At 72.0% G+C, this 20,624-nt stretch carries 16 protein-coding genes and 1 pseudogene; 11 read left to right on the top strand and 6 right to left on the bottom strand.

The features are described from left to right. Positions 1 to 7 precede the first annotated feature (7 nt). Both OG714_RS42895 and OG714_RS42890 read left to right on the top strand, forming a co-directional pair. Entirely contained in the window at positions 8 to 670 is a 663-nt protein-coding gene (locus OG714_RS42895) for a response regulator transcription factor (RefSeq protein WP_043668383.1), read from the top strand. 99 nt (positions 671 to 769) lie between these two features. Beyond that, positions 770 to 1,924 (top strand): ROK family transcriptional regulator, encoded by a 1,155-nt coding sequence (locus OG714_RS42890; RefSeq protein ID WP_329245241.1) that lies wholly within the window; start codon positions 770 to 772, stop codon positions 1,922 to 1,924. Between the two features lie 148 nt (positions 1,925 to 2,072). Here the strand turns inward: OG714_RS42890 and OG714_RS42885 are convergent, their stop codons facing one another. Together OG714_RS42885 and OG714_RS42880 are read right to left on the bottom strand one after the other, a co-directional pair. Beyond that, positions 2,073 to 2,834, bottom strand: a complete 762-nt coding sequence (locus OG714_RS42885; RefSeq protein WP_406129291.1) for a GntR family transcriptional regulator — start codon at positions 2,832 to 2,834, stop codon at positions 2,073 to 2,075. Between the two features lie 239 nt (positions 2,835 to 3,073). Next, positions 3,074 to 3,958 (bottom strand): RNA polymerase sigma-70 factor, encoded by an 885-nt coding sequence (locus tag OG714_RS42880; RefSeq protein WP_406129290.1) that lies wholly within the window; start codon positions 3,956 to 3,958, stop codon positions 3,074 to 3,076. A gap of 128 nt (positions 3,959 to 4,086) precedes the next feature. On the opposite strand from OG714_RS42880, the gene OG714_RS42875 reads away from it, so the two are divergent. Together OG714_RS42875 and OG714_RS42870 are read left to right on the top strand one after the other, a co-directional pair. Beyond that, positions 4,087 to 4,740: an NADPH-dependent F420 reductase gene (locus OG714_RS42875; RefSeq protein ID WP_406129288.1), complete on the top strand. Its 654-nt coding sequence runs from the start codon at positions 4,087 to 4,089 to the stop codon at positions 4,738 to 4,740. 168 nt (positions 4,741 to 4,908) lie between these two features. Continuing rightward, positions 4,909 to 5,739 (top strand): alpha/beta fold hydrolase, encoded by an 831-nt coding sequence (locus tag OG714_RS42870; RefSeq protein WP_406129287.1) that lies wholly within the window; start codon positions 4,909 to 4,911, stop codon positions 5,737 to 5,739. 45 nt (positions 5,740 to 5,784) lie between these two features. On the opposite strand, the pseudogene OG714_RS42865 reads toward OG714_RS42870, so the two are convergent. Further along, a pseudogene (locus tag OG714_RS42865) lies at positions 5,785 to 6,621 on the bottom strand (DMT family transporter); the annotation flags it as partial. Positions 6,622 to 6,668: 47 nt separating this feature from the next. Here OG714_RS42865 and OG714_RS42860 point away from each other — a divergent pair. The 5 genes from OG714_RS42860 (at position 6,669) to OG714_RS42840 (ending at position 15,770) form a co-directional block, all read left to right on the top strand. Further along, positions 6,669 to 8,153: a PLP-dependent aminotransferase family protein gene (locus tag OG714_RS42860; RefSeq protein ID WP_406129286.1), complete on the top strand. Its 1,485-nt coding sequence runs from the start codon at positions 6,669 to 6,671 to the stop codon at positions 8,151 to 8,153. Between the two features lie 135 nt (positions 8,154 to 8,288). Continuing rightward, a complete protein-coding gene (locus tag OG714_RS42855; protein ID WP_406129284.1) occupies positions 8,289 to 9,872 on the top strand; it encodes an alkaline phosphatase D family protein in 1,584 nt (527 codons plus the stop codon). Between the two features lie 142 nt (positions 9,873 to 10,014). Continuing rightward, positions 10,015 to 11,454, top strand: a complete 1,440-nt coding sequence (locus tag OG714_RS42850) for an SWIM zinc finger family protein (RefSeq protein ID WP_406129283.1) — start codon at positions 10,015 to 10,017, stop codon at positions 11,452 to 11,454. Continuing rightward, a complete protein-coding gene (locus OG714_RS42845) occupies positions 11,451 to 14,114 on the top strand; it encodes a DUF6493 family protein (protein WP_406129281.1) in 2,664 nt (887 codons plus the stop codon). The genes OG714_RS42850 and OG714_RS42845 overlap by 4 nt, the downstream gene beginning before the upstream one ends. Before the next feature lie 144 nt (positions 14,115 to 14,258). Beyond that, a complete protein-coding gene (locus OG714_RS42840; protein WP_406129279.1) occupies positions 14,259 to 15,770 on the top strand; it encodes a GNAT family N-acetyltransferase in 1,512 nt (503 codons plus the stop codon). On the opposite strand, the gene OG714_RS42835 is transcribed toward OG714_RS42840, so the two are convergent. Continuing rightward, positions 15,739 to 17,010, bottom strand: coding sequence for a trans-sulfuration enzyme family protein (locus OG714_RS42835; protein ID WP_406129277.1), 1,272 nt, complete (start codon positions 17,008 to 17,010; stop codon positions 15,739 to 15,741). The two genes, OG714_RS42840 and OG714_RS42835, sit on opposite strands and share 32 nt — an antisense overlap. Positions 17,011 to 17,070: 60 nt before the next feature. Here OG714_RS42835 and OG714_RS42830 point away from each other — a divergent pair, with 60 nt between their 5' ends. Together OG714_RS42830 and OG714_RS42825 are read left to right on the top strand one after the other, a co-directional pair. Next, on the top strand, positions 17,071 to 17,565 hold the full coding sequence (locus OG714_RS42830; RefSeq protein ID WP_406129275.1) for an Lrp/AsnC family transcriptional regulator: 495 nt from the start codon (positions 17,071 to 17,073) through the stop codon (positions 17,563 to 17,565). A 33-nt stretch (positions 17,566 to 17,598) separates the two neighbouring features. Next, positions 17,599 to 19,290, top strand: a complete 1,692-nt coding sequence (locus tag OG714_RS42825; protein WP_406129273.1) for a DUF885 domain-containing protein — start codon at positions 17,599 to 17,601, stop codon at positions 19,288 to 19,290. Positions 19,291 to 19,438: 148 nt separating this feature from the next. On the opposite strand, the gene OG714_RS42820 is transcribed toward OG714_RS42825, so the two are convergent. Continuing rightward, positions 19,439 to 19,957: an immunity 21 family protein gene (locus OG714_RS42820; RefSeq protein ID WP_406129271.1), complete on the bottom strand. Its 519-nt coding sequence runs from the start codon at positions 19,955 to 19,957 to the stop codon at positions 19,439 to 19,441. Positions 19,958 to 20,075: 118 nt separating this feature from the next. Next, a complete protein-coding gene (locus tag OG714_RS42815; RefSeq protein WP_406129270.1) occupies positions 20,076 to 20,555 on the bottom strand; it encodes a rhodanese-like domain-containing protein in 480 nt (159 codons plus the stop codon). Between the last annotated feature and the right edge of the window lie 69 nt (positions 20,556 to 20,624).

The following is a 20,624-nucleotide window of genomic DNA, read 5'->3' as shown; positions in this document are numbered from 1 at the left end:
TGGCCGGATGCCGGTCACCGTTCTCCTGGTCGATGACGAACCCCTCGTACGCGCGGGCCTGCGGGCCGTACTGGAGGCGCAGCCGGACATCGAGGTGGTCGGGGAGGCCGCCGACGGGGCCGCGGTGATCCCGCTGGTACGGCAGCTGCGGCCGGACGTGGTCGCCATGGACGTACGGATGCCCCTTCTGGACGGCATCGAGGCCACGCGCGCGGTGCTGCGCACGGTCGACGACCCGCCGAAGATCCTCGTCATCACGACCTTCGAGAACGACGAGTACGTGTACGAGGCGCTGCGGGCCGGTGCCGACGGGTTCCTGCTGAAGCGGGCCCGGCCGGCCGAGATCGTGCACGCGGTGCGTCTGGTGGCCGAGGGCGAGTCGCTGCTGTTCCCGGCCTCCGTACGGCAGTTGGCCGCGGAGTACGGCGACGACGGCGGGAACCGGGCGGCGCGCGCGGTGATGGAGCGGGCCCAACTGACCGAGCGTGAGGCCGAGGTGCTGCGGCTGATGGCGCGGGGTCTGTCGAACGCGGAGATCGCCGCCCGGCTCGTCGTCGGGACCGAGACGGTGAAGTCGCATGTGAGCGCCGTACTGGCGAAGCTGGGGGCGCGGGACCGTACGCAGGCGGTGATCGCGGCGTACGAGTCGGGGTTCGTGGCGCCGGGGTGATTCGGTGGGGCGGACGGGTCGGGGGCGCCCGGCACTCGCCCGGGTCCGCCGCGCCGAGTACGATCCGCCCAACACGCGCACGAGCTGGGAGGACAGACCTTGGCGGGGCTGACCGGCGGGGACCCCTCGCTGCTGCGGAGGATCAACTCCGCGGTGGTGTTGCACGCGTTGCGTGCCACGGACTGCGCCACGCTGACGGAGATCACCCGGGTGACGGGTCTGTCCCGGCCGACCGTCGAGGGCGTCGTCGAGGGGCTGATCGAGGCCGGGCTGGTCGTCGAGAAGGCGGCCGACGAGAGCGTTGTACGGCGGCAGGGGCGGCCCGCGCGACGGTTCCGGTTCCGGGCCGAGGCCGGGCATCTGCTGGGCCTGGAGATCGGCGCACATCGCGTCGCCGTGCTCCTCGCCGACCTGGACGGCCGGGTGCTCGGCGCGATCGCCAAGGACGTCGACGAGACGGCTTCGGCGGACGAGCGCCTGGAGCGGCTGCGCACCGCGGTCGCCGAGCTGCTGCGCCGGGCCGGAGTCGCACGCGGCTCGCTGCGGGCGGTGGGCGTCGCCACGCCGGGCATCGTCGAGGCGGACGGCACCGTACGGCTGGGCACCGCGCTGCCCCAGTGGACGGGGCTGCACCTGGGCGAGCGGTTGAGCCGTTCCTTCAAGTGCCCGGTGCTGGTCGAGAACGATGCCAACGCGGCGGCGGTCGCCGAGCACTGGAAGGGCGCGGCCACCGAGTCCGACGACATGGTGATGGTGCTGGCCGGGTTGAGCCCGGGTGCCGGTTCGCTGATCGGGGGGCGGCTGCACCGGGGGTATCGCGGGGCGGCCGGTGAGATCGGCGCGCTGCATCTGCTGGGCCGGGACGTGACTCCGGAGACGTTGCTTTCCACCACGGACAAGCCGCTGCATCCGTTGGACGAGCAGGCGGTCGCGCAGGTCTTCGCGCTGGCGCGGGACGGTGACCAGCGGGCGATGGCGGCTGTCGACCGGTTCATCCAGCGCCTTGTGCACGATGTGGCGGCGCTGGTGCTGGCGCTCGATCCGGAGCTGGTCGTCGTGGGCGGGTGGGCGGCCGGGCTGGACGGTGTACTGGAGCCGTTGCGGCGGGAGTTGGCGCGGTATTGCCTGCGGCCGCCGAAGGTTGCCCTGTCGTTGCTCGGGGAGGCCGCCGCGGCAACTGGGGCGCTGCGATTGGCTCTTGACCATGTCGAGGAGCAGCTGTTCGCGGTGGAGGGCACGGTGACGCGGCGCTAGCTTGGCCGTGGGGTTGTTTTTTGGGTGCGGGTCCGTTGTGGCTGGGCGCGCAGTTCCCCGCGCCCCTACGGGGCGCTGCCGAGCCCGGCGGGAAAAGCACTGCGCCCCGGAGAAGTTCCGGGGCGCAACGCGATGAACTGTGACCGGGTCAGGAGGCCTGGCGTTCCGGGCCGTGGTGTATTTCTACGCCTCCGGAGTCGGCGAAGGTCAGGCGGCAGGTGTCCGCGCGGTAGGTCGCGACGGAGACCGCGGCGGTGCGGCCCTCGGCGAAGAAGCGGGTCGTGACGACGAGAACCGGTGCCCCGGGGAGGCGGTCCAGTTCCTTGGCGTCGTCCGCGCGGGCCGAGCCGAGTTCCACGGCGCGGTCCTGGCCCTCCAGTTCGAGGCGCTGCAACTCGCGCAGTACCGCACGCGCGCGTGCGGTCGCCGAGGGAGTGTCTATCGCGGAGAGGTCGGGCACCGACGACTCCGGGATGTAGAGCAGTTCGGCGGCGACCGGCTGGCCGTGGCTCACCCGGGAGCGGCGCACGGTGTGGACCAGTTCCTCGGAACCGGTCTCCAGGACGTCCGCGACGGACGCCGGCGGAGCCGCCAGCACGCAGTCGACGGACTGCCAGGCGTCCTCCCCGGCGCCCGGCCAGGCGTGCTGCTCGGTGCCGACGGCGACGCCCACGCGCGGCGGCGCGACGGTCGTGCCGACTCCGCGGCGGCGCTGTAGCCGGCCTTCCAGTTCGAGTTGTTCCAGAGCCTGCCGGAGCGTGGCCCGGGCGACGCCGAAGCGGGCCGCCAGGTCTCGCTCGTTGGGCAGGATCTCGCCCACGGAGAACTCGGAGTCCAGTGCCTCACTCAGCACTGTCTTGAGATGCCAGTACTTCGGTTCCGGCACCGATTCCAACTGCGTGGTCCCCACCCTGTCCTCCGCAATCGCCGTGTTCCGGCGGCGTTTTAGCGCCCTTGTTTATTAAAGGTTGTTTCACTTATCTGCGACCATAGGGCGGCCCCCACCCTTGGTCAAGACCAATCCTCCATGTCATATGCAACCCACAGAGGTCATGCCGCGGAGCGTTCACAGGGCGTTCGTACTGGGCGTTCTCGGTGACGGCACGGCAAAGCCCCCGTCGCGAAACGGGGGCTCCACCAAGGTCACGGCTAAGCGGAAGCCAGTGATCGAAGCTTGTCGGGGTTGCGGACGATGTAGACGGAACGGATGCGTCCGGCGGATACGTCCACCTGGAAGACGCTGTCGGGCGTGTCACCCGAAAGGATCAGCACCGCGGGTCCGCCGTTGAGCTCCAGGAAGCGGAACGACATCTCCGGGACGGCCTTCCCGGCGACGGCGATCAGGAAGCGGCCCACGTTGTCGGCGCTCTCCAGGATCCGCAGCGGCGCCTTGGACTTGCCGCCGCTGTCGCCCACCAGACGGACGTCCGGCGCGAGCATTTCCATGAGGCCGACCAGGTCGCCCTCGGCCGCGGCGGCGAGGAACCGCTCGGTGAGATCGCGGCGTTGGGCGGGGTCGACCTCGTAGCGCGGGCGGCGTTCGTCGACGTGCCTGCGGGCCCGTCCGGCGAGTTGGCGCACGGCCGGCTCGCCTCGGTCCAGCATTGCCGCGATGTCGGCGTACGGGTAGCCGAACGCCTCCCTGAGGACGAACACGGCGCGCTCCAGGGGTGACAGCGACTCCAGGACGACGAGTACGGCGAGGGAGACGGAGTCGGCGAGCACGGCACGTTCGGCGGTGTCGGGGACGGTGTCCCCGAAGTCGGTGACGTATGGCTCGGGCAGCCACGGGCCTACGTAGGCCTCGCCGCGTGCCTTGACCTGGCGGAGTCGGTCGATGGCGAGGCGGGTGGTCACGCGCACCAGGTAGGCGCGCGGTTCGCGGACCTCGGCGCGGTCGGCGGCGGACCAGCGCAGCCAGGCCTCCTGGACCACGTCCTCGGCGTCGGCCACCCGCCCGAGCATGCGGTAGGCGACTCCCATGAGGACGGGGCGGTGCTCTTCGAAGACATCAATTTCGGCGTCGGTGGTCACGTCGCCATCCCATGCGACGCGCCTTCCCATGTCCAGGAGATAACCGTGCGTCCCGGAGAAAAACGTGTGCCCCGGAGCAGAATTGGGCGCGGGCCGGCGGCGTCCGGCGGCCCCTTCCGGAGGTGGCGATGCGGTACGCGGTGCTGGGTACGGGCGAGGTGGGCCGCACCTTGGGCGGCAAGTTGGTCGAGCTGGGGCACGAGGTGACCCTGGGCTCGCGCACGAAGGGCAATCCGGCCGGCGCCAAGTGGGCCGAGAGCACGGGTCCCGGAGCGCGTACCGGCACGTTCGCGGAGGCCGCGGCGGCGGGCGAGGTGGTCGTGAACGCCGTGGGCGGGCGGGTGGCGCTCGCCGCGCTGGAGGCGGCCGGGGCGGAGCACCTCGACGGCAAGGTCGTGCTGGATGTCTCCAACCCGATGGCGTTCGAGGACGGGCGGCTCAGGCTGTCTCCGGTCGAGTCGGACAGCGTGGGCGAGCAGATCCAGCGGGCCTTTCCGCACGCGCGCGTGGTGAAGTCCCTCAACACCGTCAACTGCCAGGTGATGGTGGAGCCTTCGCTCGTGCCGGGCGAGCACCAGGTGTTCGTGTCCGGCGAGGACGCGGAGGCCAAGGCGCGGGTGACGGCCCTGCTCGGGGAGTTCGGCTGGCCCGCGCACCGGGTGCTGGACCTGGGCGGCATCGAGTCGTCACGTGCCGTGGAGATGGTGCTGCCGCTGTGGCTGGGGCTGTTCCAGAACCTCGGGCACGCCGAGTTCAACCTGGAGGTCCGCAGGGCGCGTTGAGGATCGTAGAACGATCTCGGGGTCGCTAGGCGCGCTCAGGGCCGCGGGACACGCTCGGAGCCGTGAGGTCGACGGCGACTGGGGCTACCGGTCAGTAGCAGTTGCTGACAAGCTGTCTACACGGCCTGTACGGCGTCTGTCAGCACGTCCCAGACGAGGAGCATCCCCATGTCCGCCACCGTCTCCTTCCCGGTCCCCACTCCGCAGGGCCCGAAGACCGTGACCGTGTCCTACGCGCGCGTGGGTCGCGGCGAACCGCTGCTCCTGCTGCACGGCATAGGTCACCACCGGCAGGCCTGGGACCCGGTGGTGGACATCCTCGCGACCGAGCGCGACGTGATCGCCGTGGACCTGCCCGGGTTCGGCGCCTCCCCTGCGCTCCCGGAGGGACTCTCGTACGACCTGCCCACGACGGCCGCCGTGTTCAGGGCCTTCTGCGAGGCGCTGGGGCTCGACCGTCCACATGTGGCGGGCAACTCGCTCGGTGGCCTGATGGCCCTGGAGCTGGGCCGCGAGAAGGTCGTACGGTCCGTCACCGCGCTCTCCCCCGCCGGGTTCTGGTCCCGGGCCGAGCGGCGCTACGCCTTCGGTGTGCTGCTCACCATGCGACGGATCGCCCGCGGCATGCCGCTCCCGGTGGTCGAGAAGCTGGCGCGCACGACGGTCGGCCGCACCGCGCTCACCAGCACCATCTACGCCCGCCCCGGCCGCCGTTCACCCGAGGCCGTGGTCGCCGAGACGCTCGCGCTGGTCAACGCGCCCGGGTTCGACGACACACTCCGGGCCGGTACGAGCGTCCTGTTCACCGACGACATCCCCGGCATCCCGGTCACCGTGGCCTGGGGCACCCAGGACCGGCTGCTGCTGCGCCGCCAGGGCGTCCGCGCCAAGAAGTTGATCCCCCGGTCCCGGCTGGTGCGGCTGCCCGGCTGCGGGCACTGCCCGATGAACGACGACCCGGCCCTGGTCGCGCGGGTCATCCTCGACGGCAGCCGCTGACCGGCGCGGAAGCAGCGCCGACGCACCCGATCCCAGGGCGACTCCGGCACCCACGAGGGCGCTGCCGACGGCCTGGACGACCCCGTAGGAGCCCGTTCCGACGAGCGGCGCGGTTCCGGCGGCGGCGACCGGGATGAGGCCGGAGAAGAGCGTGGCGCGCTCCGCGCCGATCCGCTGCATGCCCATGTACCAGCACACGAAGCCGACGACCGTGACGACCGCCGCCTGCCACAGCAGCGCGGCGGCCTCGGTGCCGTCGGGACGCCGCAGCCAGGCGGTCCCGTCGAGGACAAGCCCTGCCGTCCCCGCCTCGGCCGCGGCGAGACCGCACACGGTGGCCGACAGCAATCGCGGTCCCAGGGGCCGCAGTACGGGAACCGCGAGCACCGCGAAGCCCACCTCGCCCGCAAGTGCGCACCCGGAGAAGGCGATTCCGGCGCCGTCCGTACGGCCCCACCCCTGGACCGTGAACGCGCCGACCGCGACGAGCGACGCCCCGTAGAGCACGATCCGCCGCGGACGGCGTCCCTCCAGGAGAGGGACGAGAACCGCGACGGCCACGGGCGCGCAGCCCACGAAGACGCCCGGGACGGCCGGTTCGGCGCTGCGTTCGGCGGCGATGACGGCCAGGTTGAAGCCGACCATGCCCACGGCCGCGAGCAGCGCGAGACGGGTCCATTGGCGTGGCGTGAGCCCGCGCAGTCGGGCCTTCGCGTCTGTGCCGGTGAACGGGAGGAGGAGCAGGCAGGCGAGGCCATAGCGGAGGAACTGGCCGCCCGCGTACGGGTAGTCGCCCAGGACGCTGTTCGCGGTGAAGGAGGCGCCGACGAGGACGCAGGCGAAGGCGGCGAGCGGGGTGCCGCGGGCGGTGGTGGGGTTCATGGCAGCGACGCTAGGGAGAGCGGCGGTCCGGTTTAAGGTCCACTTCCATGACGTCATCGCGGACCAATCCGGAAGGACCGGCCGATCCGGAAGGGCGGACCAATCCGGAGGGGCCGGCCGATCCGGACGGTCTGGCGGGCTCCGCCGCCTGGGAGTTGCTGTTGCCCGCCGCCTCGGCACCGGCACGCGCGCGTGGCCGCTCCCTCCAGGCCGCGCTGCGCGAGGCGGTGCGTTCGGGGCTGCTGGCACCGGACACCCGGCTGCCGTCGAGCCGGGACCTGGCGGCCGACCTCGGGGTGTCTCGCGGGCTGGTCACCGAGGCGTACGAGCAGTTGACGGCGGAGGGGTATCTGCGCAGCGGCCGGGGCGCGGGCACCTGGGTGGGCGGTGCCGTACGGGCGGCGCGGCCACGCGCGCGTGATCTCGCGCCGCGCTCCCCGGGCGCCCGGGCCGACTTCGTGGCCGGCACACCGGACCTGTCGCTGTTCCCGCGCGCCGCCTGGGCCGCCGCGCAGCGCGGTGTGCTGGCGGAGTCGCCGCACGAGGTGCTCGGCTATCCCGATCCGCGCGGGCTGCCCCGGTTGCGTATGGCTCTGGCGGAACTGCTGGCCCGCCGCCGGGGTGTGGTCGCCGACCCGGAGCGGCTGGTCGTGGTCTCCGGAGTGGCGCAGGCGACGGCGCTGCTCGGATTCGTGCTCCACGCGCGCGGGACGCGCACCGTCGGCGTCGAAGACCCGGGCAGCCCTCAGCACGACTCGCTGTACGCCTCGGCGGGGGTCGGCACCGTACCACTGCCCCTGGACGACGAGGGCCTGGCGATCGGCCCGTTGCGGGCGTCGGGCGTACGGGTCGTGGTCACCACGCCCGCCCACCAGTTCCCCACGGGCATCGCCTACTCCGCGCGGCGACGGGCCCAACTCCTCGACTGGGCACGGTCGGTGGACGGTCTCCTCTTCGAGGACGATTACGACGGGGACTTCCGCTACGACCGAGCCCCCGTGGGCGCACTCCAGGGCCTCGACCCGGAGCGTGTGGCCTACGCGGGCTCGGTCAGCAAGTCCCTCGCCCCGGGGCTGCGGCTCGGCTGGTTGCTCGTGCCCGCGTCACTGGTCGACGAGGTCGTGGAACGCAAGCGCACCATGGACCTCGGCCACCCGACGCTCGACCAGGCGCTGTTCGCCCGCTTCCTGGGACGCGGCGACTACGACCGCCAGTTGCGGCGCTGCCAGCGCGCCTACCGGCAGCGCCGGGACGCCCTCGTCGCCGCCCTGGAGGAGCACTTCCCGGGGGCGGAGGTGACCGGGATCGCGGCGGGCCTGCACGCCATCGCCGAGTTGCCGGAGAAGTACGGCCCCCAGGAGGCCTTCCTGGAACGCGTGGCCGACGTCGGTGTCGCGGTACGCCCGCTCACCGCCTACACACACGCGCGCGTGGACGACGCGGTCGTACGGCTGGTCCTGGGGTACGCGCATCTGTCTCCCGGACGGATTCGTGCGGGTGTGGGTCTGATGGCCGGCGCCGTCCGCCCGTAGGGAGTCCCTGGTGTCGCACGCGGGCCCCATGTCACCGCGTTCCGTTGTTCATCTGTGGTTTCCGTGTGCGCTGTGGCGCACCAGTAGTTGTGGCAGTGCACCCTGACCGCATCCCGTCCGTGGAGGCGCAACCTCATGTCACATCGTCCGTTCCCCGCCCGCCGTAGCGTCCTGCGCGGCTCCCTTGCCGCGTCGGCGGCCCTGACCGTGCCCGCCGCCCTCGGCGCCGCCCCGGCCTTCGCCCTGTCCGGGCGTCCCAAGGCGGGCTGGGGCGTGCAGGCGGGGGACGTGACCTCGGACTCCGGGCTCGTGTGGGTGCGCTCGGACCGCCCGGCCCGGATGATCGTGGAGACCTCGGCCACCGAGTCGTTCCGCGATCCGCACCGGTGGCACGGTCCGCTGCTCGGCGCGGACACGGACTTCACCGGCACCACCCGGCTGCGCGGACTGCCCTCGGGGGAGCAGATCCACTACCGGGTCCTGCTCGCCGACCCCGACGACCCGCGCCGTACGGGCGAGCCGGTCGCCGGCACGTTCCGTACGGTGCCGACCGGGCGGCGCGGTGTGCGTTTCCTGTGGTCCGGTGACCTCGCGGGGCAGGGCTGGGGCATCAACCCGGACCTCGGCGGTTACCGGATCTACGACGCGATGGCCAAGCTGGACCCGGACTTCTTCGTGTGCAGCGGCGACAACATCTACGCCGACGGCCCGATCACGGCGACCCAGGCCCTGCCCGACGGCAGCCTCTACCGGAACGTCACCACGGAGGAGAAGTCCAAGGTCGCCGAGACCCTGGCCGAGTTCCGCGGCAACTTCCGCTACAACCTGCTCGACGAGAACCTCAAGCGGTTCAACGCCCAGGTCCCGTCGATCATCCAGTGGGACGACCACGAGGTGCGCAACAACTGGTACCCGGGCGAGGTGATCGCCGCCTCCGACACCCGCTACACGGAGAAGAACGTCGACGTCATGGCGGTGCGCGCCCGGCGGGCGTTCAGCGAGTACTTCCCGATCTCGACGCTGCGGCCGGGCGCGAAGGAGGGCCGGGTGCAGCGCGTGATGCGGCACGGTCCGCTGCTCGACGTGTTCGTCCTGGACATGCGGACCTACCGCAACGCCAACTCGTCCGACAAACAGACCGTGGACCCGCAGGGCATCCTCGGCCGCGAGCAACTGGATTGGCTCAAGCGGGAGTTGTCGCGGTCGCGTGCGGTGTGGAAGGTGATCGCCGCCGACATGCCGCTCGGCCTGGTCGTGCCCGACGCCACGGAGGGCAAGGCGAACATCGAGGCGGTCGCGCAAGGCGACCCGGGTGCGCCGCTCGGGCGTGAGCTGCAGATCGCGGAGCTGCTGCGGTACATCAAGCACCGGCGGATCACCGGCACCGTGTGGCTGACGGCCGACGTGCACCACACCTCCGCCCAGCACTACCAGCCCTCGCGGGCCGCGTTCACCGACTTCGAGCCGTTCTGGGAGTTCGTCTCCGGTCCGCTGAACGCGGGCGCCTTCCCGGCCAGCGACCTCGACGACACCTTCGGCCCGGAGCGGGTGTTCGTGAAGGCGCCGACCGCGCAGAACGTGTCGCCGGCCGAGGGCTACCAGTTCTTCGGCGAGGTCGACATCGACGGCCACAGCGGGGAGTTGACGGTGCGTCTGCGGGAGCAGGACGGCACCGTGCTGTTCACGAAGACCCTTCAGCCGGGACGGGTCGGCCAGTAACTCCACTACCCTCGTACGTGAGCCGCGCACCGGCGTCATCCCCCGGTGCGCGGCACGTCTCGCGGCATGCCAACTCCCCACCGCGGACCGCGTTTTCGCAGGTCAGGCCCGATTGTCAGTGGTGGCCTCTACGGTTTTTCCCATGACGCGATCTTTGCAGGCCGTGACCTATCCCCGACCCTCCGTGCTGGAGTCGGCGGCGGACGGACGGCGCCTCGGGCTGGAGACCTCACGAGGTGCGACTCCTTCGGGTGTCACCGACCATCCGCGCTTCTTCGCGGGCTTCCTGACCTCGCCTCAGGTGGCCTCGGCGGCGCTGCTGGCGGTGGCCGACGTGGCGGCCACGCGCTACTACCAGCGTCAACTGCCCGCCTCCCTCGATCCGGTGGTGACGGCGGGCGGCGACCGGCTGCGCTTCGAGTCCTTCTCCGGCTGCGGCGGGGTGTACGCGCGACTGGACGTCCTCGGCCCCGGACTCGACGGCGACGAGGTGGGACACGGCACGACGAACGTCGACGTCAACAACCCGCTGCGCGAGGCCCTGTCCCGGATCGGCACGGACGATCCGCTCCATCTCCGGGTCGGCCCCGAGGAGTTGGCCGTGACCACGCTGGACGGCCCGGTGGTGGAGAAGAAGGTGCCGCTCCCTGACCGGTGGCTGCGCGGCTTCGCGGAGGCCCAGGTCATAGCGGCCGGCTTCGACCTGCGGGCCGAGCTGCCCGCGGCGGAGGCGGTCCGTTTCCTGCGCTCGCTCCCGAAGGGCGGCGCGCGCGGCACCACGAGCGGCCCCCGGTGGGTCGTACCGGCGGGACGCGGCCTGCGCCCGACCACCCGCCCCGTACCGGGCGCGGTCTGCCTCCCGGGCCCGGAGCGCCTGATCGCCCTCCAGCGCGTCCTGCGCCACGCGACGGCCCTGCGGATCTACGGCCCCTCCGTCATAGGCGCCGGTGCTACGGCCGGTGCCTGGGAGGCCGTCCTGCCGGGCATGCGGCTCACCCTCACGCTGTCGCCGGACGCGTCGCGCGGATTCTCCGGCGAGGGCGGGGTCCTGGACGCGCTCGCCGCCGACGAGGCGGATGAGGACGCGGAGTTGATCTCCGTACTGCTGGCCTGGGAGCCCCGTATCGACGTCGCCGACATGGCCGCCTCCTCGGGACTCACCCCCGAGCGGGTGCGCGCCGCGCTGACCCGGCTGGGCACCTCGGGACGGGTCGGCTACGACACGGCGGAGGCGGCCTACTTCCATCGTGAACTGCCGTACGACGCGCAGCGCGTGGAGCGCCACAATCCGCGGCTGCGTTCGGCCCGCGCGCTGGTGGCGGCGGGGGCGGTGGCTCTGGAGGGCGCGCTCGGGACGGTGACCGCCGAGGACGGTCACGTGCACCGGGTGCGGGACGAGGCGGGGGTGCTGAGTTGCAGCTGTGTGTGGTGGGCGAAGTACCGGGGCGGGCGCGGGCCGTGCAAGCACGCGCTGGCGGTGCGGATGGTGCGGCGGGGTGCCGCGACGGAGCGGAACACGGTTCGGGACACGGACCGGAACGCGGATCAGAACATGGTGCGGGTCGACGGGGGTGCGCGATGAGTTCGCTGATGGAAGCGGTGCGGGCGGGCCGGACGGCCGAGGCGGTCGGGCTGCTCGACGGGTTGACGGACACCGAACGGCGGGCGTTCCTGCCGGAGTTGAGGGAACTCCGCAAGGAGCTGCGCAAGGCACCGTGGGAGATGCCGGCCCGCCGCGCCTATCCGGCCCTGCACGCGGCCGGGGCCGCCTGTGAGACGGGGGCGGCGGCCGTGGCGACCTGGATCGCCGCCACCGACATGCGCTGGTCGCAGTCGTCCCCGGCGCTGCTGATCCACATCCTGGGTGACCGCGACACCGCCTGGCTGGCCGACGTGACGCACCGCCTCGCCGGACGCCCTGCCTCCGCGAGCGTGCCGTACGAGCTGATGGCCGGTCTGGTACGGCTCTCGGGTTGCCCGGTGCCGACGACGGACGCCTATGTGCGGGGCTGGGTGGAGCACATCGGCAACCTGCGGCAGCTCGGGAACACCCTGCTCGACCGGCTGCGCATGGATCCGCATCTCGCGGAGCTGGTGGACGCGGTCTTCGGGACGGAGGACATCGGCAGCCCGCTGGAGTGGGCCTCGGACCAGGGGCCGAACAGTTGGGCCGACGCGCTCGCCCAGCTCACCACCGAAGGCGTCCTGGACCGGAAGCGGACGGTGGACGCGTGCGTGGCCCGGCTGCTGCGGGGCGGTACGACGCTCGACAACCGGGTGTTCCTGCGCGTGTTGAAGGCCCTCGCCCTGACCCGTGAGGAGGAGCGGGAGCGGATCGCCGACTGGCTGGCGCTGACCTCGGACGCGGTGTCGATGGTGGCGTCGCACGCCCAGTCCGTGCTCGGTTCCCTGGCTCTGGACGGGGAGTTGACGCCGCGTCGGCTGGCCGAGATGTCGGACGCGGTGCTGTTCCGCCCCGAGAAGAAACTCGTCCGGGCCCAACTGGTGCTGCTGGGCAAGGTGTTGGCACGGGACACGTCGGCCGCCGACGAGGTGCTGCCCGCCCTCACCCAGGCCTTCGGGCACGAGGACGCGGACGTACAGGAGCGGGCACTGAAGCTGGTCGAGCGGCACCTCAGGAAGGTCGACTCCCCCGAGGTGCGGGCCGAACTCGCCGCGGCGGCCGACCAGTTGGTCCCCGCCCTGCGCGCACGCGCCGTCGAGACCCTGGGCGCGGCGCCGGTGACAGCGGCACCGGTGGTGTACGAGGAGATGCTCCCGCCGGCACCGGAGGCGGCGCGTCTCGCACCGGCACCCGAGTCGGCGGTCGAACTCGCCGAGGAGCTGGGGGTGTTGCTGGCGACCGAGGGCGATGTGACGGTGTTCGAGCGCGCGCTGGACGGACTCGTCCGCCATGCCTACCGCGACCGGGACGCCCTCCTGGAGGCGCTGGGTCCGGTGGTCGCCCGCCGCTGGTGGGCCGGTGATGCCCCCGGTCACGTCCAGCGTCCGGACGACCACTTCAGCAGGTCGCACCACAGCTTCGGCAGCGGTTCGTACGGGCTCGACCTCCTGCTGGCCACCCTGCTGGACAAAGTACGCACCGTCACACTCAACGAAGGGGTGCGGCGCGGCCGGCGGGGCCAGGAGTGCGGGCACAGCGCGCTGACGCGGGCCTTCGACGCCCGGCTGTGGGAGGTGGCGTACCGGCTCCGCGCGGAGCCGCTGCCGTTCCTGTTGTCGACGCCGAGTTGGAGCACGGGGCTGCTGGAGCCGGACGAGTTGGTGGCCCGGCTGGACGGATACCGCCGCCTGGGCGCGCGGGTCTCGGAGGCCGACTTCGCACAGGCCCTGCTGCGGGTGCGCCGCGAGGACCGGGAGGTGGCAACCGCTGCCGCCGAGCGTGCGGAGGCTCTCGGCACGGCGGAGGGCACCCGGCTCGCGCGCTGGCTGACGTCCGCGAGTCCCACCCTGCCCCTGAGCAGGCGACGGACGGCCGGGGCGCGCGTCGTGGTGGAGTTGGGTGAACTCCTCGATCTCCAGGAGGACTTCCCTGCGGAGTTCCGCGCGCTGGGCAAGCCGGTGACCGCCTACGGTGACCGTTGGTACTGCTACCACTGGACCCAGGAGATGCAGCGGCACTGGCTCGCGATACTCCCCGAGCGTCGTGAACTGGTGGCGGCGCGCCTGGTGCGGGACGTGTCGGCCGTCGCGCTTGACGACACCCGTGGCGCGGCCGCCGTACTCCCGCTGCTGGCCGAGTCCGAGGGGCTGGCCGGTCAGGCCACGCACCTGTGTCTGGCGTACGGGCTCGGCGCGCGGCACCCCGAGGATCGGCTGGCCGCCGTAGACGCGTTGCTGGTGCTCGCGGCGCGGGGACAGTTGGACGTGGATCGGCTGGGCGTGGAGCTCGGGGAGCTGGTACGGAGTGGGGCGGTGAAGCCGTCGCGGCTCGCCGAGTCGGTGCGGACCGGGGCGGCGACCGGGGCGAACGCGACCATCTGGGGGATCCTCCGACACACCCTGACCGCGCTGCTCGCCGATCTCGACGGTGATGCCAAGCCCGCCCACGCGCGGGGGCTCGGAGACCTCCTCGCCGTGGCCGCCGAGTGCGCGGAGCGGTCGGGGGCCCGGGGTGAGCTGCCGCATCTGGCGCAGGCGGCGGCCCGGAGCGGCTCGTCCAGGCTGGTCACACAGGCACGTCGGCTGCGCAGTGCGCTGGTGGAGGAGATGGCCGCATGACGTAGGGCGACAGGGCTGACCTCCGGTGCACCGCAGTCACCAAAAGAACGGCAAAAGGTACAGAACGATGCTTTTACCGGTAGGTCACAGAGCGTTCGTGATCACGCAACACCCTTCCTTCACAGTGGATGCATGAGTCGAGACATGTCTGATGTGACGCGCGCGAAGCACGGGCGTCCGGTGCACCACTGGCGGCGGGACCTGGTGGAGCTGGCCGCGCTGTTCACGGCGGTCGCGGTGGCGGACGTCGTCGCGGATCTGGTGGGACACGGTCCCGACGGCCCGACGCTGCTGGCGATCTCCGCGTTGGCCCTGGTCGCCACGGCGGGGTTCCACACGTGGTGGTCACGCCGCCACGGTCATGCGCCGCCGACGGGCGATACCGGTGCCCGGTCGGCCGCGGAACTGCGGCAGGCCGGGCCGACCGAGCGGACCGAATCGCCCGAGTCGAAGTCCAAGTCCGCAGCTACGTCCACATCCCGAGCCCTATCCGGATCCGAGGCCACGTCCGCGTCCCCGTCCGAGCAGTCGTCTGCGCCCGCCGACCCCGTCGCCGCGCCGGCCGCGCTGTGGCGGATGCGGACGACGGTGCGGGACGCGCCGGGTTCGCTGGCGGTGTTGTGCACGGCACTGGCCGGCCAGCAGGTCGACATCCTGAGCCTCCAGACGCACCCGCTGGCCGAGGGCACGGTGGACGAGTTCCTGCTGCGGGCGCCCGGTGAGGTCGAGGCGTCCGAGATCACCCGGGCGGTGTCGTCGGCCGGCGGTTCGGGCACCTGGATCGAGCGCGCCGACGCCCACGATCTGGTGGACGCCCCGACCCGCGTCCTGGGCCTCGCCACGCGGACGGCCCTGGACGCGGCCGAACTGCCGCTGGCGCTACGACAGTTGCTGGGCCGGTGCACCATCCGTTCGCTGCCCGCGACCACCGCGGGCAAGGGACGCGAGCCGGAATCGGTGCCAGTGGAGGGGGCGTTGGAGGACACGGTCATGCGACTGCGGGCGCCGGAAGGCGGAGTGATCACAGTGGAGCGGCCGTATCTGCCGTTCACGCCCACCGAGTTCGCCCGGGCGCGGGCGCTGGTCGAGCTGGACGCCCGGCTCGGTCCGCGCATCCCGCGCAGTCAGGACGTGCTGACGCTGCCCGAGGGCAACGCGATCACCGTACGGCGCGCGGACACCGGTGACCTCGACGCGGCACGGGAGATGCACGAGCGGTGCTCGGCGCGGACCCTCGGTATGCGGTACCACGGACCGGTCGGTGACGCCGACCGCTATCTCAACCACCTGCTCTCTCCGCGGTTCGGACGGACGCTCGCCGTGCAGACGGCGTCGGGGCGGATCGTCGGGCTCGGGCATCTGCTGTGGGACGGGGACGAGACGGAGGTCGCGCTGCTCGTCGAGGACGACTGGCAACGGCGCGGAATTGGGAGCGAGTTGTTGGGGCGGCTGGTGAGGATGGCTGTCGAGGCGGGCTGCGAGAGCGTGTACGCGGTGACTCAGGCGTCCAACACGGGGATGGTCGCGGCGATGCGGGGGCTTGAACTGCCGCTCGACTATCAGATCGAGGAGGGGACGTTGGTGGTCACCGCTCGACTGGCTGCGGCGGCGGCTGCCGTGGAAGTTACGGAGTTCGGGAGGGCCGAAGCGCCGTAGTCACAGCGGGTTGGTTGGCCTCTACGGGTTCGCCGTGACTGCTCGCGCCCCGCGGCGGAGCCGCACATCGATACAGCCCCGCGCCCCTCTGGAGGGGCGCGAGCGCCCCATCCAGATCCGCCCACAGGTCCTCTACGTCCTCCAGTCCCACCGACAGCCTCAGCAAGCTGTCGCTCACGCCCGAACTCCTCCTGTCCTCCTCGGTCACCACGCGGTGGCTGATGGAGGCCGGGTGCTGGATCAGGGTGTCGACGCTGCCGAGGCTGACGGCGGGGGTGATGAGGCGGACGGCGGCGATGACCTCGTGGGGGTCGCCGTGGACCTCGAAGGCGATCATCGCGCCGCCGATGCGCGGGTAGTGGACGCGGGCGACACGCGGATCGGCGGTGAGGCGGCGGGCGAGTTCGGCGGCGTTGGCGGACGCGGCCCGCACCCGTACCGGCAGGGTCGAGAGGCCGCGCAGCAGCAAATAGCCGGCCAGCGGATGCAGCACGCCACCCGTCGCGAACCGCACCTGGCGCAGCAGCCCGGCGAACTCCTCGTCGCAGGCCACCACCCCCGCCATCACATCGCCGTGCCCGCCGAGGTACTTGGTGGCGCTGTGCAGGACGATCCGCGCACCGTGTTCGGCCGGGCGTTGCAGGACCGGGGTGGCGAAGGTGTTGTCCACGAGGAGCGGGACCGAGCCGCAGGAGTGGGCGACGGCGCGCAGGTCGAGTTCGGCCAGGGTCGGGTTGGCCGGTGACTCCACGACGACCAGACCGGTGTCGGCGCGCAGCGCGTCGGCGATCCCGGCCGGGTCGGTCCAGGTCACCTCGGAGCCGAGCAGCCCGGCGGTGAGCAGGTGGTCGCTGCTGCCGTACAGGGGTCGTACCGCCACCACGTGCCGCAGCCCCGTCGCGGCCCGCGCCAGCAGGACGGCGGTCAGGGCCGCCATGCCGCTGGCGAACGCCACCGCGCTCTGGGTGCCTTCGAGGCGGGCGAGGGCGGTCTCGAAGCGGGCGACGGTCGGGTTGCCGACGCGGCCGTAGACGGGCGGGCCGTCGGGTTCGGCGCCGGTGGTGGCGAAGGCGTCGACGCGGGCGGCCTCGCCGCGGCTGTCGTACGACGGGTAGGTCGTCGACAGGTCGATCGGCGGGGCGTGCAGGCCCTGCCGGGCGAGGTCGTCGCGGCCGGCGTGCACGGCTTCGGTGGCGAGTGCGCGCGGGGCCGGGGAGGGGTGCGGGCTCGTTGTGTCCATGGACGGAAGGATGAACATCGGACGGGATCAGCGGCCAAGAGTCCGTGTTACGTTCGGCATATGACCGAATCTGTCGTACTGGATCCGGTGGATGTCCATCTGCTGCGGTTGCTGCAGAACGACGCCCGGGCGACCTATCGCGAGCTCGCGGCGCAGGTCGGGGTCGCGCCGTCGACGTGTCTGGACCGGGTGGCGAGGCTGCGCCGGGCCGGGGTGATCCTGGGGCATCAACTGCGGCTCGATCCGGCCAAGTTGGGGCGCGGTCTTGAGGCGCTGCTGTCGGTGCAGGTCAGGCCGCACCGGCGGGAGTTGGTGGGGCCGTTCGTGGAGCGGATCCGGGCCCTGCCGGAGTCGCGGACCGTGTTCCATCTGACCGGTCCCGACGACTACGTCGTCCATGTGGCCGTCGCGGACATGGCGGATCTGCAGCGGCTGGTCCTGGACGAGTTCACGTCGCAGCGCGAAGTGGCCCGGGTGGAGACGCGGTTGATCTTCCAGCAGTGGGACTGCGGACCTTTGCTGCCGCTTGCCACGCCCACAGCTGAATCAGGGTGACGGGTACAAGTTCCGCGTATGAGGATGGTCCTCATGTCGCAGACCAACACTCCGCTGCCCCGGCAGGTCGCCGACTCCTACGTCGACGATCTCATCGCCCTCAACCCGGTCATCGGTACGTATCTGGGCGTGAAGGAGAGTTCGAGCCGCCTGCCCGATCTCTCCCCCGCAGGTCAGGAACGTCTCGCGGAGCTTCAGCGGGCGGCCCTCGCGAAGCTCGACGAGGCCGAGCGCCGGCCCGGCGCGGACAGTGACGGCGAGCGCCGTTGCGCGCGCCTGCTGCGCGAGCGGCTGACCGCCGCGCTCGGTGTGCACGACACCGAGGAGGGTCTGCGCGAGGTCGGCAACATGCACACGCCCGCGCACTCGATCCGAGATGTGTTCACGGTGACGCCGGCGCAGACCGACGAGGACTGGGCGGCCATCGCCGAGCGGTTGCGCGCGGTGCCCGCCGCGCTGGCCGGCTACCGCGAGTCCCTCCAACTGGGCCTGGACCGGAAGCTGTTCGCGGGTCCGCGCCCGACGGCCACTTTCATCGGCCAGCTCGCCGAGTGGTCGGACACGGACGGCCAGGGGCTCGGCTGGTACGAGGACTTCGCCTCGGCCGGCCCCGACTCCCTGCGCACCGAACTGGACGAGGCCGCGCGTGCGGCGACCGCGGCGCTGGTGGAGCTGCGGGACTGGATGCGCGACGTGTACGCGCCGGCGATCGAGAGCGCACCGAACACGGTGGGCCGGGAGCGGTACGCGCGCTGGGCGCGCTACTACAACGGTACGGAGCTGGACCTCGACGAGGCGTACGCGTACGGCTGGTCCGAGTACCACCGGCTGCTCGCCGAGATGAAGCGGGAGGCCGAGAAGATCCTGCCCGGCGCCGCGACCCCGTGGGTGGCGCTCGCGCACCTCGACGAGCACGGCCAGCACATCGAGGGCGTCGACGAGGTCCGCGCCTGGCTCCAGGGCCTGATGGACAAGGCGATCGAGGACCTGGACGGCACACACTTCGAACTCGCCGAGCGGGTACGGCGGGTGGAGTCGCACATCGCGCCGGCGGGCAGCTCGGCGGCGCCGTACTACACACAGCCCTCGCAGGACTTCTCACGGCCGGGCCGCACCTGGCTCCCGACGATGGGACAGACCCGGTTCCCGGTCTACGACCTCGTCTCGACCTGGTACCACGAGGGCGTCCCCGGCCATCACCTCCAGCTCGCCCAGTGGACGCACGTCGCCGACGACCTCTCCCGCTACCAGGCGTCCGTCGGCATGGTCAGCGCCAACGCCGAGGGCTGGGCGCTGTACGCGGAGCAACTGATGGACGAGCTGGGCTACTTGGAGGACGCGGAGCAGCGACTCGGCTATCTCGACGGGCAGATGATGCGGGCCACCCGGATCATCGTCGACATCGGCATGCACCTGGAGATGGAGATCCCGGCGAACTCGCCCTTCCACCCCGGTGAGCGGTGGACGCCGGAGCTGGCCCAGGAGTTCTTCGGCGCGCACAGCAGCCGCCCGGCGGACTTCGTGGAGAGCGAACTGACCCGCTACCTCACGATCCCCGGCCAGGCCATCGGCTACAAACTCGGCCAGCGGGCCTGGCTGTTGGGCCGCGAGAACGCACGCCGAAACCGCGGCGACGCCTTCGACCTGAAGGCCTGGCACATGGCCGCTCTGTCGCAGGGTTCGCTGGGCCTGGACGACCTGGTGGACGAGTTGTCGCAGCTCTGACGCGGGGTGCGGTGACCCGCACGGTGTGACATGTAGTCGGCCGCGTCCGGGAGTTCGGGACGTGGCCGCCGGGTGCGTCCGTCGCCGAGAGCCGAAGTCCCCTTACGCACACGCCGGTTCGGGACACGGCCGCCGCGTCAGGGGTCCGTCAGCGGGAAAGCCGCCGCAGCTGGATGAGACCGAGCCATGTCTCCGGGCCCGGTTGGGACTGGCCCGCGCGGACGGCGTAGCGGCCCGGTTCCAGGTCGACCTTCAGGTGTTCCGTGCCCTCCGACTCCCGCCCGGGCCATGCCGAGTCGAACAGGACGACCGGGCCGGGTACGTCCCACTGCACCTCGTTCTCCCAGGTCGCGACGGCGAGCGCGGCGGGGATGCCGGCCAGCACCTCGTCCTCGGAGTTCGCGGCGCACCACCGTACGAACGTGCCGTGCTCCGGCAGGAAGGAGGTCGACGCGGGATCGTCACCCAGGACCAGGGCCGCACTGTCCCCCACGGGCAGCAGGCCGGCGTATCCACCGACCTCGCAGGCCCGGTCGTAGTCCGAGGCCAGTTCGTCGCCGTCGGCTCCCGTCCAGAACGGCAGCACCGTCTCCGGCACCGCTATGAGCGGCCCGCCGCCCGACTCCACCCACTGCACCGCCGTTCCCGGCTCCGCGTATCGCGCCATGGGCAGAACCTACACGCACAGCGAGCCCACATGTTCATGGTTCGAGGGACCCGCGTGTCAGCGGCCGGCGCGCGAACTCACCTGCCAGGGCGACGAGTTGAAGGCCATCGTCCAGGAATCAGCAGCCGCATTCGTCCGCGCCGAGCGGCGCCGTCAACGAATCGACCGCACCCCTCTCACTCCCCTCCCACGTCTCGAACTCGAAGCCCTCACGCACCCAGTACTCGAAGCCCCCGAGCATCTCCTTGACCTGGTACCCGAGTTCGGCGAGCGCGAGGGCGGCCCGGGTGGCGCCGTTGCAGCCCGGACCCCAGCAATACGTCACGACCGGCACGGACTTGTCGAGGAGGCCCTCGGCCTGTTCGGGGATGAGCGCGGTGGGGAGGTGGACCGCTCCGGGGACGTGACCCTGGTCCCAGGACTCGGTGGACCGTGAGTCGAGGACGACGAAACCGGGGTCGCCGCCGCCCGCGAGCGCGCCGGCCACGTCGGACACGTCCGCGTGGAAGGCGAGGCTGGCACGGAAGTGGGCGGCCGCCACGGGAGGCGCGGCGGGGGCGACCCGCAGAACAGGGTTGACGACGGTACTGCTGCTCATGGTCCGACCTTTCACGAGGGCGCCTCTACGCCACTACGCCTCTGCGTCTCGACGTCTCTCCATCTCTAC

Origin of the sequence: Streptomyces sp. NBC_00989 (assembly GCF_045162655.1) — a bacterium.
Taxonomy (GTDB): Bacteria; Actinomycetota; Actinomycetes; order Streptomycetales; family Streptomycetaceae; genus Streptomyces.
Note: the sequence above shows the minus strand (reverse complement) of the source record. Positions and strands in the feature narration are given on the sequence as shown.

Coding starts and splice junctions, on each gene's coding strand:
- OG714_RS42875 (WP_406129288.1), top strand. CDS start 4,087: ATGCGGTACGCGGTGCTGGGTACGGGCGAGGTGGGCCGCACCTTGGGC.
- OG714_RS42855 (WP_406129284.1), top strand. CDS start 8,289: ATGTCACATCGTCCGTTCCCCGCCCGCCGTAGCGTCCTGCGCGGCTCC.
- OG714_RS42850 (WP_406129283.1), top strand. CDS start 10,015: ATGACGCGATCTTTGCAGGCCGTGACCTATCCCCGACCCTCCGTGCTG.
- OG714_RS42860 (WP_406129286.1), top strand. CDS start 6,669: ATGACGTCATCGCGGACCAATCCGGAAGGACCGGCCGATCCGGAAGGG.
- OG714_RS42830 (WP_406129275.1), top strand. CDS start 17,071: ATGACCGAATCTGTCGTACTGGATCCGGTGGATGTCCATCTGCTGCGG.
- OG714_RS42870 (WP_406129287.1), top strand. CDS start 4,909: ATGTCCGCCACCGTCTCCTTCCCGGTCCCCACTCCGCAGGGCCCGAAG.
- OG714_RS42835 (WP_406129277.1), bottom strand. CDS start 17,010: ATGGACACAACGAGCCCGCACCCCTCCCCGGCCCCGCGCGCACTCGCC.
- OG714_RS42845 (WP_406129281.1), top strand. CDS start 11,451: ATGAGTTCGCTGATGGAAGCGGTGCGGGCGGGCCGGACGGCCGAGGCG.
- OG714_RS42895 (WP_043668383.1), top strand. CDS start 8: ATGCCGGTCACCGTTCTCCTGGTCGATGACGAACCCCTCGTACGCGCG.
- OG714_RS42820 (WP_406129271.1), bottom strand. CDS start 19,957: ATGGCGCGATACGCGGAGCCGGGAACGGCGGTGCAGTGGGTGGAGTCG.
- OG714_RS42815 (WP_406129270.1), bottom strand. CDS start 20,555: ATGAGCAGCAGTACCGTCGTCAACCCTGTTCTGCGGGTCGCCCCCGCC.
- OG714_RS42825 (WP_406129273.1), top strand. CDS start 17,599: ATGTCGCAGACCAACACTCCGCTGCCCCGGCAGGTCGCCGACTCCTAC.
- OG714_RS42840 (WP_406129279.1), top strand. CDS start 14,259: ATGTCTGATGTGACGCGCGCGAAGCACGGGCGTCCGGTGCACCACTGG.